Below are 15,457 nucleotides of genomic sequence, written 5' to 3' on the forward strand. Positions count from 1 at the left end.
CAGCATTTTTAATCTGTTCCAGATTGACGGGTTCACCTACGATAATTGCCCCCCCATACCTGCACCAAAATGCGGTGTGCATTTATAGACATAGATACCTTCCTGAGTAAAAGTACGAGTGTAATTTTCACTCATCGGTGAGTGCCAAAGTTCAGTGCCCTCAGGAACCAGCCCTTCAATTGCTTGAGTGTCATGTGTGCTCATATTAGTCCAGGAAACGCTGTCGCCCGGCGCAATTGTCACCACCAGCGGGTTATAAATTAATCCCTGGGCTGTGACGGTATGATTTTTAGATTCCGCTGTTGCAGGTTCAACCTCTGCAGGCTCTTCGGCAATACCCGCTTCTTTTTCAACTTCAGCCAGTATTGCTTCTGCCTCAGCCCGTCCCTCAGCTGCCGTGTTTTCTGCCGCAGCAATCGCTTGATTGGCACGGTCACTTACACTCTGACTGGTTTCCTTAGCCGTTTCAATGGCCGACTCAACCACTTCATTTGTATCTTCAAGCACCGCTTCCTGAGTATTGCTTTCCAAAGCATCCGCTTCTTGTTGAGCTACCTGAGAAACTTCTTCACTGGTCTGGGCAGGTTCTTCAATTTGAGCAGTTTCATCCGTGGCCTCTACGGCTTCAGACATTTTTTCCAGTACTTCTTTTGGAGAGCTTGGGCGATCGTAATGCTCACTGGTTCCGGAAATAAAGGATGAAACGATTGCCACCACAAAAACCGCTATGGCAATGATAATGGCGGCAGTAATAATTGAACGGGAATGACGCATTGGACTCTCCAATTGATAAATTTATTTCGATCATACCATCACCACAACGCTATTTATAAGCAAATATGTGCTGTTATTTGACCTAAGACAATTTTTATTCAGTAACCAGGCTGATTTGGGTTTATGTCTAAAGGCTGCCATACATTTCGATCTTTAGATTGGTTAAGAACGTGTAGTAGAAGGCAAGAAAAAGGCATTTCTCCTAAAAATTCGTGCGCAAACTCCCTAAACCTGTTTACTAAAACGAACAAAAAACCCTGTTTAGTTGTATTTAAACAACATTTTTTTCGAATTCAATCGTTTTAAACAAGAACTTTTAGAAATGCTTGTATACAGCCATATGGATGAACCATTACAACCACACCCTTAAATGACTGCGATTTTTCTCATGATAAAACTAAACAATCGCTAAAACTATTTTCCAGCAAAAGTGGTTGATTTAAACCACCTGCAGAGTCGCTGTCTTTGCTACGACTTAAAACACCTTGTTAGAACCTTTCCTCGAACATGTTTTGGGAGTTTTTCCTATATCAAGCCCATCAGCGTAGAGCTAGCCTGCACGGGCTTTTTACGTTCAGGAGAGAGAAATGAAATTAAAACCAAAAATTATTAGCACCGCGATAATGTCATCGCTGATGCTGATGCCTTATGCCGTTCTGGCTGAGGAAGATACTGTTGATACGGGCAAAATGACTGTTACAGGAATCTTGCCGGATCGTCTAGAAGCTGTTCCCGGATCATTCGATATAATCGATGAAGAATATCTGGAAGAACGTCGCCCAATATCTAATCTGGAAAGAATGAGAACAATACCAGGCATCAATGTTGTTGCTGACGGAAGCATGGGGTTTGATACAAACATTGGTATCCGTGGGCAGAATCCGCGTCGTAGCGCCAAAGCAATGATTATGGAAGATGGTATGCATTTACAACTGGCACCCTATGCTGATCCGGTTGTGCACTACACCACCCCCTCTCAAGCAGTTAATCGTATTGAGGTAATTAAAGGAGCCGGTCAAATTCTTTATGGACCTCAGACTTTAGGTGGTGCGGTGAACTTTGTGACTAACCCGGTTCCTCGTAATGGTGAAGTCGAAGGAAGTGTCACTTCTGCTTTTGGTAATCAAGGTTATCGTATGTTAAATGGCAGCGTTGGTTTTGGGAATGAAATCGGCGGAGTGATGTTCGATTTCAATCAGAACAAAGGTGACGGAGTTTATGACGATGCTGAGTTTGATGTTAAAGACTACCGTTTTAAAGGCGAGCTGGATATTACCGACCGTCAAACCCTTGCTTTAAAGTTAGTTCACACTCGTGACCGTCGCAATTCAACTGAGGCCTATTTAACCCCCTTTGAATACGATCAAGACCCTTATTCTCACCCATCTATTGAAAATGATGAATGGGAGCAAGATCGCGATGTCGTTCAGTTACAACATATTTTCGAAGTGAATGATAGTTTTAAGCTAACTTCTCAAGCTTATTACACCGATACCTTCCGCAATGGTCTGCGTAGTACTGAAGAGAATGAAGACGGAGATCTAAATAGTAACGGCAATATTACTTCCGTATTCAGAAATTGTCCGGGTCAAGGTGGGGAAGGTGTCCTGGCTGGTGACGTAGATGCTAGTCAATGCGCCGGTCGCCATGCACCACGCCAGTATTACACTCGAGGATTAGAAACTCGAGGTGATTTGTCATTCAGTCTGTTTGGCCTTGACCATGACACCATCTTTGGTGTGCGTTATCACGAAGAAAATGTCCATCGTCAGGAAATCCTGTCACAAAGTGTTGCTGAGCGTGAAGACTATGATTTGGCGCTAGCGAATAACCCAGGTGATGTTGAAGAAGCCTTTATCAAAACCAATGCCTTGTCTTATTACATGCAAAATACCACCTATGTTGGTAATTGGTCTTTCACTCCTGGTTTCCGAGTAGAAGATGTTCGCACCAGCGAAAAGTTCTTTGAAGGTGGCGTTCAAGAAAGTCGTGAAAGCCTCTCCTATACAGAGTTCCTCCCCAGCTTTGGCGTAGCCTGGAATGGTATTGCTAACACAACTGTCTTTGCAGGTGTTCATAAAGGTATCGCACCGGCACGAGCAGATCGTGAATTTAGCGAAGATGGCGGCCGGGCAGAACCAGAAGAAAGTACCTTGTATGAGGTTGGTGTACGTAGCACGTATTTCAAGGGAATAAGCTTTAAAACAGCATTGTTCCACAATGATATCCAAAATACCTTGATTGATTTTGGTGACACCTTTGACAACAGCGGTGACAGCAAACAAACCGGTATTGAAGTAGCGGGTCGTGTTGATTTCGGTGACATTTATGGCTGGACGAATAATATCTATTTGTCAGGTGCGTATACCAATCTTTGGACAGCCGAATATGAAGATGGTCCAGATCCAACAATTAACGGTAACAGAATGCAATATGCACCTGAACACCTGTTAAACATTGATCTTGGCTATGAACATCAAAGCGGTGTGAATGCGAGAATCGGAGTACAGCATGTCAGCAAACAATTTGTTGATGATGGGAATACTCGCGTCGAAGATGTTAGCGGTCTTCAAGGAACTATTCCAAGCTTTACCGTTTGGAACGCTACGGTAAATTACCGCGTGCCTAATACGGGTGTAACGTTATTTACCGGTGTTGAAAACCTGTTTGATAAAGAGTACTTGGCCAGCCGTAACGAAGGTAAGTTAGTGGGTCGTGAGCGTCTTTACTACGGTGGTATTACCTACAACTTTTAATCGGCTTCAACGTTGACGGAGAAGGTATGCAGAACATGTTTTAAATATGTAATAAAACAGCCATTTCTCCCAGATTTGCTGTTTCTGTATGACCATTACCGACAAGCCCGCCTTAGGCGGGCTTTTTTTTACAAAAAAAACCCACGTTGAAGTGGGCTTTGATTGATTTGCTGTTTTGAATCAGTCTTTTTGAACTTCGCGTTTATCGATATACATCAACACGATTTGCCTATCCGTATAGATATCGTTTGAGCCACTGTTGCGAACCGTGTCATAAAAGGCTTTAAACTTGGGATCGCGTTGTTTCATATCTTCAAGATTATCAAGTAGCACCAGCGCCTGAAATGCCGTTGGCGCAGTATCAAAAAACCGCATAGTGCAATAGCTTGTTATCGGTTGACCAGAAACTTCAAGTTCAGCCTTCAGTGATTCATCAAATATACATTGCTGATAATTCTCATGCTCAGCAATAACATTTCCTGATAACAACAAGCTACATATAGCGGCGTAATGGGCTTTCATATCGTCTTCTCTGAACATCAAAATTAAAGATAATTGTTCAGACTGCTCTTATGAAGCTCGGTTCCTATTTGCCGATTCTTATTGACCCATTTTACTGATGGTATTAATAACCTCCATATAAGCATCACCGTGATCCCGAACCGCATCAGCATCATATTTTTCCGAGGCCAGATGGACTTCTTCAAGTGTTACCGCTAACTTGCCCAGCTCATCGTTAATTTTCGCCAAAGCATTTTCCAGGGTATAGGTCAGTTCATGGACTTTGGTCACATCATCAGCTGACATTGAGTCTTTTTTGAGTAAACTCTCAAGCCGTTGATTATAAAGTTTAAAATTTGTTACAGCCTCCTCCAGTGATTCTGCGTTTTTCCCTTCGAAATGCTCAACTGTTTCCGCTTTCGCCATTGTAGCAACACCAAAACTGAGCGCCGCAGCGGCAAGATAATTCATCACTTTCATATAGGCAGGCCTCTATCAAATAATTAAGAATGGTTAACAAATAATAACGATAAACGTTATCAACAGTAGATAGGGGTAAATATTTCAATATCAAGGGGCATAAAAAAACCTCTCGTTACCAACAACGAGAGGTTTTATGTAGGACGCTGATTGAAGCGTTTACATTGATTCGGCTTCGGAGATAGTTTTTCTGACAACTCTGCCAAGACCACCGGTAACATCCGCAGCCTTTATTTCCTCCAGGTTTGTTGGCTCTCCAACAATGACTGCACCGCCCATACCAGCCCCAATATGAGGAGTACAGATATACACATAGATGCCTTCTTTTTCAAAAGTATGCTGGTAGTTTTCGCCCAAAGGGGTGTTTATTTTTTCTGTTCCTTCCGGTACAAGGCCTTCTATGGTTTCCACATTATGGGTAGGCATATTTTCCCAATAAACCGTATCACCTGGGGCAATTTTCACTACCATGGGCTCATACTTCATGCCAATAGCTGTGACCACATGCTTCTCTGCAAATGCAGACTGGCATAGAAATAGGAAAAGGACGGGAATGGTCTGTAATGCAAATTTCATATTAGGCATAGTGCCTCCTGTTCAGACATCGAATCAAATATAGAGCAACGAAATTGCTTAGGGAAAACATCCCTAACATTAATATGCTGACAGGGATCAATTTGCTATAGTTCCAGCAAAAGACCCATGATTTTTATGTTGGATGGTGGTGATAAATGACGCATTAACTTGAGTTAATCACTGTGGTTGTTATCTTAGTGGTTAACCCTCCCCCAAGGAAGCCTTCCCGGCTTTATGTTTTATCTCCATGTTTAAAAAAACTAACAACCTGAAAGATCAGAAATCCCATTAATGTTAAAACAATGGCAATCTCATAACGGGCATAGGCGACGGATAGACCAATTGCCCCTGTTAACCAGATTCCAGCTGCACTTGCCGTACCACTCACCCCGCTATTATTTTTCATAATAGCACCACCACCAATAAACCCCATACCAGTGATAATGCCGTACATCACCCTGGCTTCAGCGGCGTCGCCTTCATAGACATCTCTGGCGACCAACATGAAGGCGCAGCAGGCAATACTGACTAATGGATAGGTACGCATACCAGCCCCTCGGGCTTTATATTCCCTGTTCAAGGCTATTGGCAACGCTAACAGAAAAGCGATTCCCAGTTGATATGAGTGATACCAGATGAGTGCCAAGTTAAGTTCCATACAAAATCTCCTGATGCTGTTTCAAGATTGCAAAAGAGTTTTCTGCTGACCTAGAGTGCTCTTCTCGGAAAAGATTCATTTACAGAATATGGAGATATGATGACTGAACCGGTGTTGTTATTCCGCTTTAATCTGTGACTTCAAGCCTCTCGGCCAGGCAGTAACCAGCGATTTCAGTAGCGTCGCCAAAGGTATTGCAAAGAAAATACCCCAAAATCCCCAAATCCCACCAAAGAACAGAACCGCTAATATAATAGAGACAGGATGCAGGTTGACTGCTTCAGAAAAAAGAATGGGAACCAGTACATTACCATCCAGAGCCTGAATAATGCCATATGCCACTAACACGTAAGCAAACTCATCTGTAAGCCCAAAGTGAAAACCCGCTACAGCTGCAACGGGTATTGTTGCAACGGCGGCACCGATAAAAGGAATGAGTACAGAGAAACCAACTAAAACAGCCAATAACGCCGAATAAGGCAACCCAAACCAGGCAAAGGTAACAAATGCGACGGTCCCGACAATGATGATTTCAACCACCTTTCCACGCACATAATTAGCGATCTGACCATCCATCTCATTCCAGATCCGACTCATCAAACCACGTTTTTCTGGCATCATCGATAAAATAAACTTAACCAGTTTCTCACGATCTTTAAGCATGAAAAAAACCAGAATCGGCACCAGCACCAGATAAACAATCAAACCAATGACATTGCCCAGTGAAGCCAACGATAATGTGAGCGCTCGTTGGCCATAAACACTCAGTTCGCGCGCAACCATTGAAATCCAGTTTTGTATTTCATCCGGTGTTATCAGTGTTGGATACTTTGACTGAAGTTCATCCAGCCATGTTTGCCCACTGGAGAGCATTCTGGGAGTTTCCAGCACCAGATTGACCAGCTGATTCCATAACAGTGGCATCAGCAAAAAAGCCAGGGCCAACATCACACTGACAAATCCCAAAAAGACTATCGCTACGGCTATCGTTTCCGGAATATGCTGCCTGACCAGCATATTTACAACACCTTGAAGCAGAAAGGCGATGATCAGAGCGGTAAAAAAAGGTGCCAGCATGCTGCCGAACCAGATGATTGCAGCAAACCCTAAAATCAGGACTATCAGTAAAATGACGGCTTCTTCGTCAGAAAAATATCTTTCCGTCCAATCTTTGAAAACTGCGCGCAAGGTCATATCTGTTTTGGTCCTGTTCAGCGTCTTAATCAATGTCTGTTACTATTCTGGCATACCGCAATAAGACTTGTTACCAATTAAAAACAGTCTAACACTCATTTTTCAGGAACTATCCAACCCGGTTATGTTCATTATTTGCATCCACCAACCATGCGAACCACTATGCTGAACTCATTTTTTTCCAGCAAATTGCTGTGCGGTTTATATTTTTTACTGATTAGTTATTCCAGTTTCGCAGCAACGCCCGTCAGCATCAGTAAACCGATAATTTCTGAATCTACTGAAAAACTTACCTTATCAGGTTCGTTAACGGCTGAACGTAGGGCGCTACTTTCCCCTCGGGTAGATGGCCTGGTCAAAGAAGTATTAGTCGACGCCGGCTCTAGGGTTAAACAAGGCGATATATTAATGCGTCAGGATGCCGCGATTGCACGACAGCAGCTTGAGCAGGCAAAAGCTGTAACAAATGAAGCTCAAGCCAGTGTTGATGAAGCCCAGCGTTTGGTGGATGAAGCCCAACGTCTGCGCGGGGAAAACTACATTTCTGCCACTGAACTGGCGAATCGCGAATCCAATTTTGCGTTGAACCAAGCTGCACTTGCTGCGGCTCGGGCCATGCAGAATATGGCTGAAGAGCAATTTCAACGTCACGAACTGCCTGCTCCCTTCAGTGGAGTTATCAGTAGCAAAATGACCGAAGCAGGCGAGTGGGTAAACCGTGGTGATCAGGTGTTGGAATTGGTTGCATTGGAACCGGTCAGACTGGATGTAAATGTTCCTCAGGAAAAATTTTCCGATATCACCCTCAAAACACGGGTAGAAATTCTGCCTGATGCACTGCCCTCACAAAAACTTTCTGGAAAAATAACTGCTCTGGTACCCGTTAGTAATGCTCAGGCACGCTCTTTTTTAGTGCGTATTGTTATCGATTCCGCTGATGCGACACTGCTACCAGGTACGTCCGCCAGTGCAGTGCTTTATCTGGGAAGCGATGAGAGGAAAGGTTATCGGGTTCCCCGTGATGCGGTGTTACGCCATCCGGACGGCGGACGAAGTGTATTTATTGTCGATGAAAACAACCAGGCACATCGCCGTAATGTGAAAGTCGGCAGAGAAGATTCGGATGGAATAATTATTACCGATGGCTTAACCGCAGATGATTTAGTGGTGGTCCGGGGCAATGAGGTGCTTCAGGAAAATGATGAAGTAGAAATTGTTCGCGACGATAATAAAAGGAATTAATCCCGCATGTTAGAAGCGCCTATTCGCAATGGCAAACTACTGACCGTCATTGTGCTTATTGTTTGTGTATTAGGTATTGCCGCCGCACGTTTAATACCCGTCCAGATGATTCCGGATCTGGATGTCCGCACTATCAGCGTAGTCACTCAATGGCCTGGTGCCACCCCGCAGGATATCGAAAAAGAAATACTTATCGAACAGGAAAGGTACCTGCGGAATATTCCCAATCTCCGCCGTATGGAAGCATTTGCTGAAACCGGTGAAGCTGTTATAGAGCTGGATTTTCCATTTGGGGTGGGTATCAACGAAACGTTAATCGAAGTCTCCAATGCATTAAGCCAGGTGCCCAGCTACCCGGAAAATGTCGATCAGCCGAGTATTCGCAGCAGCTCTTTTTCGGAAAATGCATTCATGTATTTTGCGGTATCACCCTTGCCTGGGAACCCGCTGAATCTCAACATCGACATGATTACGGACTTTATCGATGACAATGTTCGCACGCAGATGGAACGCGTGCCAGGGGTTTCCGAGGTACAGCTGCGTGGCGGGGCTGAACGGCAAATGCAGATCTTTATTGATTCCGCCAAACTGGCCCAACGCGGTTTAAGTCTGACCGATGTTCGTGATGCGATACGAGCCCGCAATAGCGACACCTCTGCCGGTGATTTGGATGATGGCAAAAAACGTTATTTGCTCAGAACCATTGGACGCTTTGAAGATAAACAGGAATTGGAAAACCTCATCCTGGCACACCGCAATGGTACGGATATTCTGTTAAAAGATATTGCTACCATCAAACTCGATCACTATGAAGTCCGCCAAGTTGCTGTAGTGAATGATGAACAGGCCTTGACCATGGCCGTTAAGCGCGAACCAGGCTCAAATGTAATTGATATCAAATACGCCATGATGGAAGTGGTCGAAGAGATGCGGCGTGATCTATTAAACCCGAACGGGTTAGATCTGGTACTAATCGGAGATGATGTCCGCTATGTAGAGTCATCAATTCAGAATGTTTCACAAAACCTGCTGTTAGGGGCTTTGCTGGCCACCTTTATCCTTTTTTTATTCCTGCGTAGCCTGCGCGGTACGTTAATTGGGTTGATGGGAATGCCTGTTTGTATCATTGCCGCCTTTTTAGGGCTTTTGGTATTTGATCGGACGATCAACGTTATTTCCCTGGCAGGTATTGCCTTCGCCATCGGTATGACAGTTGATAACACCATCGTAGTGCTGGAAAGCATTGAACAGGCCAGGCGGCGGGGGCTGGACCGAATTGAAGCAGCAATTGTGGGAGTTCGGGAAGTCTGGACGGCCGTACTGGCTTCCAGTATGACCACTATCCTGGTGTTTGCACCAGTGTTGTTTGTGCAGGAAGAAGCCGGACAATTATATTCCGATATCGCGATTGCTATTTCCGTAGCGATTCTTGCCTCAATGTTATTTGCTGTAGGCGTTGTTCCGGCTGCCTGCGCTCGTTTTGGTCTTGGAAAAAGTACAGGTACGCATGAAGATCTGCATCGTCGGGGGATTATACTGCATGGCGTTAACTGGTTAACCAAAGGCCCCGTCAGACGTTTAACAACGATGGCTGTTACGGTGTGTGCCACTTTGGTAGCCGCGTGGCACCTGATGCCCCCTGCAGAATATTTACCGGAGGGAGAGGAACCGAAAGCCTTTACCAGCATGATTCCACCGCCCGGCTATAATCTTTCTGAAATGTTACGCATCAGTGAAGAAGTCATTGAAATTCTGGCTGATGCCAAAGGCGCCGATCCGGCCCTGTTTGATCAGGGTGAGGCCCCTATCCCCTCGCTCGCCTATTATTTCATCCGAACCTCTCCAACCGGATTACGGGTACTGAGTGAGCCCACCAGAACTCAAGATATCATTCCGATGATGAATGCCTTAACTGATTTATTTGAGAGTTATCCGGGTATGCGGGCGTTTTCTGGTCGTGGCTCAATTATCTCCAGCGATCAGGGCGGAACCCGTGCCGTCAGTCTGGATATTGCCGGACCGGATATGGAAAGTCTCTACAGTACGGCTGAGTTTGCTCTGAAGCGGGCCGAGAGATTGTTTGAAAACCCTCAGATTGACTCCATTCCAGGATCGTTATCGCTGGATCAACCGTTAATTGAAATTCGTCCACGCTGGTCACGGTTAACTGAAACAGGTTTTACTGCTGATGATTTTGGTTATGCGGTGGCCGCACTAAGTGATGGTGCATTTGTTGATGAGTTTTTTATCGATGACGACAAAGTGGATATGTTTTTATTCAGTACCGCTGGCCAGCAGCAGAATCTATCCGGGCTTGCCGGTTTACCGATCCTAACCCCCAATGGGGATGTTATACCGTTAAATGCATTGGCTGATCTGGAAGAAACAGTTGATAGTGCCACACTTCGTCGGGTTGATAGTCGTCGTACAGTCACCTTATTGATTATACCGCCTCGTGACGTAGCATTAGAAACCGCTGTGAATAAGGTTCGCAGTGAAATGATCCCAGCAATGCAAACTGATGGTGAAGTTGCCAAAGGGGTTAATCTGTCAATTTCCGGTGCGTCAGATCAATTGGATGCTACCCGGGAATCTTTATCTGAAAATCTGCTGGTGGCCGTCATTCTGATTTATCTGGTGCTGGTGGCTATTTTCTCGCATTGGGGTTATCCATTGATTATTTTAACTACGGTGCCATTGGGGATCGCGGGCGGCATCGTTGGTCTGGTGGGAGTGAATGCTTCGGGCAGTTTATTAAATGCGATGGGATTACCGGCCATTATTCAGCCGTTTGATATGATTACCATGTTGGGGTTTGTCATTCTATTGGGTACGGTAGTCAATAACCCCATCCTGATAGTTGAACAGGCCAGACGCAATCTGGCCGATAAGGCAATATCAATACATACAGCGGTTAATCAGGCAGTAGCAACGCGGTTACGACCAATATTAATGTCAACGCTAACCACTATTTTTGGCCTGGCACCACTGGTTTTTATTCCTGGTGCCGGTACCGAGCTTTATCGAGGTGTCGGTATAGTTGTATTGGTTGGGATTGCTGTTTCTACCCTGATTACACTCACTTTCCTACCCAGTTTACTGGTCACAGTATTATCATGGAAACAGAGACAACATCCGGTACAAGCTCATTCAGCTGAGACAGAATCCTGATCAACAAAAATCAGTTTATCTGTTTCAAAACCACGTTGTGAGGCCTCATTGATAAAGTCGGCGATAACCTCATCGCTGACTTGTGGGGTGCGAGCCAATAACCATAAATAGCCATGATTCGGTCCTGAAACAAACGCATATTGATAGTCCAGTTTATCCAGTCCAAACACTATATAACTGCCATAAAATGGGCCGAAGAACGAAACTTTAAGCTGGCCGATATCACTGGATTGAACAAATTTGGCTTTTCCCTCTGCTTCCTCCCACTGGTTTTCTGCAGCATTAAACCCACGATTAATCACTTGAACATGACCATCTTCATGCAGACTGTATTCCGCTGTCACCGAGGTTAACCCCTCTTCAAACGAATGATCCAGACGCGCTATCTCATACCATTTACCCAGATAACGATCCAGTTCAAAACCGGTGACCGGTTCGACGCCTTCCGGTATTCCGGTACAAGCCGTTAACATTAGAGACAGCAATAAGGTTTTAAATAGACGCATATTTCACATAACCCTGGTTATCTTGAGATTTTATTTAAAAGAAGTTGTATGCATCAGACTCTGAATTCAGTTGATATTTCCAGGATCATTGAAATGGCCTGGGAAGATCGCACCCCTTTTGAGGCAATTTTGCAGCTTTACGGGTTACCAGAACAACAGGTTATTAAATTAATGCGCCGTGAAATGAAACCGGGATCGTTCCGTTTATGGCGTGCTCGTGTTTCAGGTCGTAAAACCAAACATCACGCCTTACGAAATCCTAATATCTCTCGAGCTTATTGCCCCACGCAATACAAACCCCGTTAGATCCTGCCACAACGGGATTTTTTTAATTGTTTAGACTGCTAAAAAAGCTCTTACGGCAATATAGACACAACTTAACCAGCCCACAATAAAAATCAGACTACGGAAAAGAGCCAAATCTAACGCGTAGAAGATTGGATGCAAAACGCGGCAAGCCAAGAACAGAATAGCGGCACCACTCAATTCCCGTAAATTTACACTGGAATAAAATGCCAGCAAGGTAACAGCTGAATAAAATATTAACGCTTCCCAGGCGTTTTTTTGTGCTGCCAATATGCGAGCGGCAACACCGGTCAGTTCTGCCTGTTGTTCTCTGGGATGCCGATTGTCAAATTTATCAACATGCTTGTAACGCAAGTATCCCCCGATAAAGGCTAATATCATCGGAAAAAACGTGACGATAAATAACACAATGAACAACGCAGGCATGTATGACTCCAGGCAGCAAAAGTTAGGGGTATTTAACTGAAATCTGCTGCAATTTTCAGTTGGTTGTAATTCTTTACAAAAAGACTACAGATCTCCGGGTCGAACGCTTTCCCGGATTGATCAGATATATATTTAAGTACTTCATCTTCCGGCCAGGCATCTTTATAAACTCGACGATGATAAATCGCATCCCAGACATCCACTATCGAAAACAATCTGGCATCAAAATGGATCTGCTTACCTTGCAGGCCCTGTGGATATCCCAAACCATCCCATCGTTCATGATGTTCATGTGGAATCATCAGATACTGACACAGAAAATCGTTTTTAGACAAAATATCATACGCAATTTGTGGATGCATTTTCATGATTTGCCATTCTGCATCGGTTAGTTTGCCGGGTTTGGTCAGTATGGCATCCGGAATTCCAATTTTACCGATATCGTGCAGGATTGCACCGTAGCGAATCGATTCAAGCTGTTTTTCATCAGCAATGCCTGATAGTTTGGCTAATTCTAAGGTCATTCGAGTCACTCGTTCAGAATGATCTCTGGTTTCCTTATGCCTTACATCCATAACATGGATCCAACCGGTCACCGCTTGTTCAATGCTGTCGAGGATTTTTTTGTTGGCCAACTCAATTTTATTAAAGTCATGACGAATCAATACAAACAAAAGAACTGTCGTGACGATTATGAATAACCAGCCTTTAAAGTGTTGTATCCGGGTAATGCCGCGTTCGCCGGAAAACAAATATTCTACGGTGATATCTGATAAAAAGATCCAGGCAATGCCAACCAGTAAATAGGCCAGCACAACTCGATAATGGGGAGGTAATTTCAAACGTTTACTCTTTTAACTTGTGAACAATCTTATCGATACATACAGGTTTATTCTGAGCGTTTTTCATCCAGAAACTGTAAAAGACGATGCCAGGATTTTTCGTCGGCCTCAGCATGATACCGATCTATGCCAAATACGGTAAAAGCATGATCAGCTCCACCATAAGCAATCATTTCGTTAGGTACGTTAAAAGCTTCAAGCTGGTTGCTGAGCTCCGCAAACTCTTGCATGCTAATAGCCTTATCTGCGGCACCATGCAAAATCAGGATTTCAGTTGAAGAATCAGCATAATCCTGACCTGGAGGTGTTTTTAAACCACCATGAAAACTGACAACACCTTGCAGATCTTCTCCAGCACGTGCCATTTCCAGTGCAGCAGCACCACCAAAACAATAACCTATAACAACGGTTTGCTGTCGATTGGCGCCTAATTCAGCAGCTTTATCTAAAGCGCCCTTTATCAGTTGACGCATCTTCTGCCGATCCTGGTACAGCTCACCGGTATGCTGCTTTTTATCTTTATCCTCTGTGGGCCGAATACCTTTACCAAATAAGTCCGCCGCAAATACTGCATATCCCTCTTCTGCCAGCATATTGGCACGTTTGATTTCGTAATCCGTCAAACCGTCCCAGTCGTGTATCAATAGTACTAGAGGGGCATTATCTGCAGCACTGGTATAAAAGCCTTGATAGGTTTCCCCATTGATCTGGTAATCAATATTTTCTGCAACAGCAGTCATTGAGGCTCCCATCAGTCCCAGTAATAAACATCTTTTCAACGACATGATTTCTCCTTACCAAACACAGAAGTAGGTTAATGTGACCAAAATGCTGGCAAAGAGTTGGCGAGAATCGCCAAACGTTTTAGTGATCCTTGTGGTAACGCACCACTCTGTCGACCTCGTTTCTGGATCCCATAATCACTGGTACCCGTTGGTGAATGCTTTCGGGTTGTATATCCAGAATCCGTTCGGTACCGGTTGAGCTTAACCCGCCTGCCTGTTCAACAATAAAACTCATCGGATTGGCTTCGTACATCAAGCGTAATTTGCCACCCTGCTTGGCTATTTTGGAATCTATCGGATACATAAATATGCCGCCTCGGGTCAGCACGCGATAAACCTCAGCAACCATTGACGCAACCCAGCGCATATTGAAATTTTTCTCGCGCTCACCCTCAGTACCTTTAATGCATTCATCAACATATTTTTGAATCGGAGCTTCCCAAAAACGCTGATTGGACATATTAATGGCAAACTCGGCGGTATCTTTGGGAATACGCATATTGGGATGGGTCAGAATAAACTCACCGACATCACTATCCAGCGTAAAACCATTGACACCATTACCAGTAGTCAGAATCAACATGGTGGCCGGACCATAAACGGTAAAGCCGGCACAAACCTGCTCAGTGCCTTTCTGCATAAAGTCTTTTAATGTCGGATTTTTGCAATCATTAGGGCAACGCAAAATGGAGAAAATAGTACCTACCGACAGATTAATATCAATATTTGAGGAACCATCCAGAGGATCAAAGCAGATCAGATATTTGCCTTTGGGAAATTTGCTGGGGATCTGAATAATTTCTTCGATTTCTTCAGATGCCATAGCTGCCAGATGGCCTGTCCACTTCAGATGATCAACCATTACTTCATTGGTAATGATATCGAGTTTTTTCTGCGTTTCACCCTGCACATTTTCACTGTCAGCATAACCGCCAAGACCAATAATATTGCTGCGGCTGACCAAGTGAGAGATTTTTTTGCAGGCACTAACTACATCACTTAATAATCCCGTCAAATCACCAGTTGAATCGGGGTGAGATCTTTGTTCTTCAACGATAAATTGATTAACCGATTTGCCGATATCAGACATGGCGTTTCTCTCTTTGACTATTTATTTTCTGGGAGTTGAGCTGATGATTCGCAGCTGTTAATAAGAGAGTAAACCAGTGGCAGTGAAAATGCCAAGAGCAGTTCAATGGGGTTTCAAAAACGGCGGGGATTAGACAGGCTAACCCCCTAG

At 44.3% G+C, this 15,457-nt stretch carries 15 protein-coding genes; 4 read left to right on the top strand and 11 right to left on the bottom strand.

Features of this window, described 5'->3' with window-relative positions:
* Nucleotides 1–36 precede the first annotated feature (36 nt).
* Nucleotides 37–774 carry a plastocyanin/azurin family copper-binding protein gene (locus tag AC08OG_RS00470; protein ID WP_482929857.1) on the bottom strand — a complete coding sequence of 246 codons (738 nt, stop codon included), beginning with the start codon at nucleotides 772–774 and terminating at the stop codon, nucleotides 37–39.
* Nucleotides 775–1,361: 587 nt separating this feature from the next.
* On the opposite strand from AC08OG_RS00470, the gene AC08OG_RS00475 reads away from it, so the two are divergent.
* Nucleotides 1,362–3,530: a TonB-dependent receptor family protein gene (locus AC08OG_RS00475; RefSeq protein WP_292358561.1), complete on the top strand. Its 2,169-nt coding sequence runs from the start codon at nucleotides 1,362–1,364 to the stop codon at nucleotides 3,528–3,530.
* A 180-nt stretch (nucleotides 3,531–3,710) separates the two neighbouring features.
* Here the strand turns inward: AC08OG_RS00475 and AC08OG_RS00480 are convergent, their stop codons facing one another.
* The 5 genes from AC08OG_RS00480 to AC08OG_RS00500 all read right to left on the bottom strand — a co-directional run bounded on the left by AC08OG_RS00480 (nucleotide 3,711) and on the right by AC08OG_RS00500 (nucleotide 6,939).
* On the bottom strand, nucleotides 3,711–4,052 hold the full coding sequence (locus AC08OG_RS00480; protein WP_292358563.1) for a hypothetical protein: 342 nt from the start codon (nucleotides 4,050–4,052) through the stop codon (nucleotides 3,711–3,713).
* A 78-nt stretch (nucleotides 4,053–4,130) separates the two neighbouring features.
* Nucleotides 4,131–4,511, bottom strand: a complete 381-nt coding sequence (locus AC08OG_RS00485) for a DUF6746 family protein (RefSeq protein WP_292358564.1) — start codon at nucleotides 4,509–4,511, stop codon at nucleotides 4,131–4,133.
* 159 nt (nucleotides 4,512–4,670) lie between these two features.
* The gene (locus AC08OG_RS00490) at nucleotides 4,671–5,096 is read right to left on the bottom strand and encodes a plastocyanin/azurin family copper-binding protein (protein ID WP_292358565.1); all 426 of its coding nucleotides are present in this window, start codon (nucleotides 5,094–5,096) and stop codon (nucleotides 4,671–4,673) included.
* Nucleotides 5,097–5,319: 223 nt separating this feature from the next.
* Complete coding sequence (locus AC08OG_RS00495) at nucleotides 5,320–5,745, bottom strand: MgtC/SapB family protein (protein ID WP_292358566.1); 426 nt, start codon at nucleotides 5,743–5,745, stop codon at nucleotides 5,320–5,322.
* A gap of 117 nt (nucleotides 5,746–5,862) precedes the next feature.
* Nucleotides 5,863–6,939: an AI-2E family transporter gene (locus AC08OG_RS00500; RefSeq protein ID WP_292358568.1), complete on the bottom strand. Its 1,077-nt coding sequence runs from the start codon at nucleotides 6,937–6,939 to the stop codon at nucleotides 5,863–5,865.
* 162 nt (nucleotides 6,940–7,101) lie between these two features.
* Between AC08OG_RS00500 and AC08OG_RS00505 the strand changes: the two genes are divergently transcribed.
* Both AC08OG_RS00505 and AC08OG_RS00510 read left to right on the top strand, forming a co-directional pair.
* Nucleotides 7,102–8,181 (top strand): efflux RND transporter periplasmic adaptor subunit, encoded by a 1,080-nt coding sequence (locus AC08OG_RS00505; protein ID WP_292358570.1) that lies wholly within the window; start codon nucleotides 7,102–7,104, stop codon nucleotides 8,179–8,181.
* 6 nt (nucleotides 8,182–8,187) lie between these two features.
* Nucleotides 8,188–11,352, top strand: coding sequence for an efflux RND transporter permease subunit (locus AC08OG_RS00510; RefSeq protein WP_292358572.1), 3,165 nt, complete (start codon nucleotides 8,188–8,190; stop codon nucleotides 11,350–11,352).
* Here AC08OG_RS00510 and AC08OG_RS00515 read toward each other — a convergent pair.
* The gene (locus AC08OG_RS00515) at nucleotides 11,328–11,858 is read right to left on the bottom strand and encodes a lipocalin family protein (protein ID WP_292358574.1); all 531 of its coding nucleotides are present in this window, start codon (nucleotides 11,856–11,858) and stop codon (nucleotides 11,328–11,330) included. The genes AC08OG_RS00510 and AC08OG_RS00515 overlap by 25 nt on opposite strands.
* A gap of 48 nt (nucleotides 11,859–11,906) precedes the next feature.
* On the opposite strand from AC08OG_RS00515, the gene AC08OG_RS00520 reads away from it, so the two are divergent.
* Nucleotides 11,907–12,164, top strand: coding sequence for a TIGR03643 family protein (locus AC08OG_RS00520; protein ID WP_292358576.1), 258 nt, complete (start codon nucleotides 11,907–11,909; stop codon nucleotides 12,162–12,164).
* Nucleotides 12,165–12,194: 30 nt separating this feature from the next.
* Here AC08OG_RS00520 and AC08OG_RS00525 read toward each other — a convergent pair whose 3' ends face one another.
* The 4 genes from AC08OG_RS00525 to AC08OG_RS00540 form a co-directional block, all read right to left on the bottom strand.
* Entirely contained in the window at nucleotides 12,195–12,590 is a 396-nt protein-coding gene (locus AC08OG_RS00525; protein ID WP_292358578.1) for an MAPEG family protein, read from the bottom strand.
* A 32-nt stretch (nucleotides 12,591–12,622) separates the two neighbouring features.
* On the bottom strand, nucleotides 12,623–13,432 hold the full coding sequence (locus AC08OG_RS00530) for an HD-GYP domain-containing protein (protein WP_292358580.1): 810 nt from the start codon (nucleotides 13,430–13,432) through the stop codon (nucleotides 12,623–12,625).
* Nucleotides 13,433–13,479: 47 nt separating this feature from the next.
* Entirely contained in the window at nucleotides 13,480–14,217 is a 738-nt protein-coding gene (locus tag AC08OG_RS00535) for a dienelactone hydrolase family protein (RefSeq protein WP_292358581.1), read from the bottom strand.
* Nucleotides 14,218–14,296: 79 nt separating this feature from the next.
* Nucleotides 14,297–15,307 carry a class 1 fructose-bisphosphatase gene (locus AC08OG_RS00540; protein ID WP_292358584.1) on the bottom strand — a complete coding sequence of 337 codons (1,011 nt, stop codon included), beginning with the start codon at nucleotides 15,305–15,307 and terminating at the stop codon, nucleotides 14,297–14,299.
* Nucleotides 15,308–15,457 lie beyond the last annotated feature (150 nt).

This window comes from Methylophaga sp. F7 (assembly GCF_056863975.1).

Bases quoted from the DNA above. Each gene is read 5' to 3' on its own strand.
- AC08OG_RS00505 (WP_292358570.1), top strand. From the start codon at position 7,102: ATGCTGAACTCATTTTTTTCCAGCAAATTGCTGTGCGGTTTATATTTT.
- AC08OG_RS00485 (WP_292358564.1), bottom strand. From the start codon at position 4,511: ATGAAAGTGATGAATTATCTTGCCGCTGCGGCGCTCAGTTTTGGTGTT.
- AC08OG_RS00510 (WP_292358572.1), top strand. From the start codon at position 8,188: ATGTTAGAAGCGCCTATTCGCAATGGCAAACTACTGACCGTCATTGTG.
- AC08OG_RS00475 (WP_292358561.1), top strand. From the start codon at position 1,362: ATGAAATTAAAACCAAAAATTATTAGCACCGCGATAATGTCATCGCTG.
- AC08OG_RS00535 (WP_292358581.1), bottom strand. From the start codon at position 14,217: ATGTCGTTGAAAAGATGTTTATTACTGGGACTGATGGGAGCCTCAATG.
- AC08OG_RS00495 (WP_292358566.1), bottom strand. From the start codon at position 5,745: ATGGAACTTAACTTGGCACTCATCTGGTATCACTCATATCAACTGGGA.
- AC08OG_RS00500 (WP_292358568.1), bottom strand. From the start codon at position 6,939: ATGACCTTGCGCGCAGTTTTCAAAGATTGGACGGAAAGATATTTTTCT.
- AC08OG_RS00480 (WP_292358563.1), bottom strand. From the start codon at position 4,052: ATGAAAGCCCATTACGCCGCTATATGTAGCTTGTTGTTATCAGGAAAT.
- AC08OG_RS00540 (WP_292358584.1), bottom strand. From the start codon at position 15,307: ATGTCTGATATCGGCAAATCGGTTAATCAATTTATCGTTGAAGAACAA.
- AC08OG_RS00525 (WP_292358578.1), bottom strand. From the start codon at position 12,590: ATGCCTGCGTTGTTCATTGTGTTATTTATCGTCACGTTTTTTCCGATG.
- AC08OG_RS00470 (WP_482929857.1), bottom strand. From the start codon at position 774: ATGCGTCATTCCCGTTCAATTATTACTGCCGCCATTATCATTGCCATA.
- AC08OG_RS00520 (WP_292358576.1), top strand. From the start codon at position 11,907: ATGCATCAGACTCTGAATTCAGTTGATATTTCCAGGATCATTGAAATG.
- AC08OG_RS00490 (WP_292358565.1), bottom strand. From the start codon at position 5,096: ATGCCTAATATGAAATTTGCATTACAGACCATTCCCGTCCTTTTCCTA.
- AC08OG_RS00515 (WP_292358574.1), bottom strand. From the start codon at position 11,858: ATGCGTCTATTTAAAACCTTATTGCTGTCTCTAATGTTAACGGCTTGT.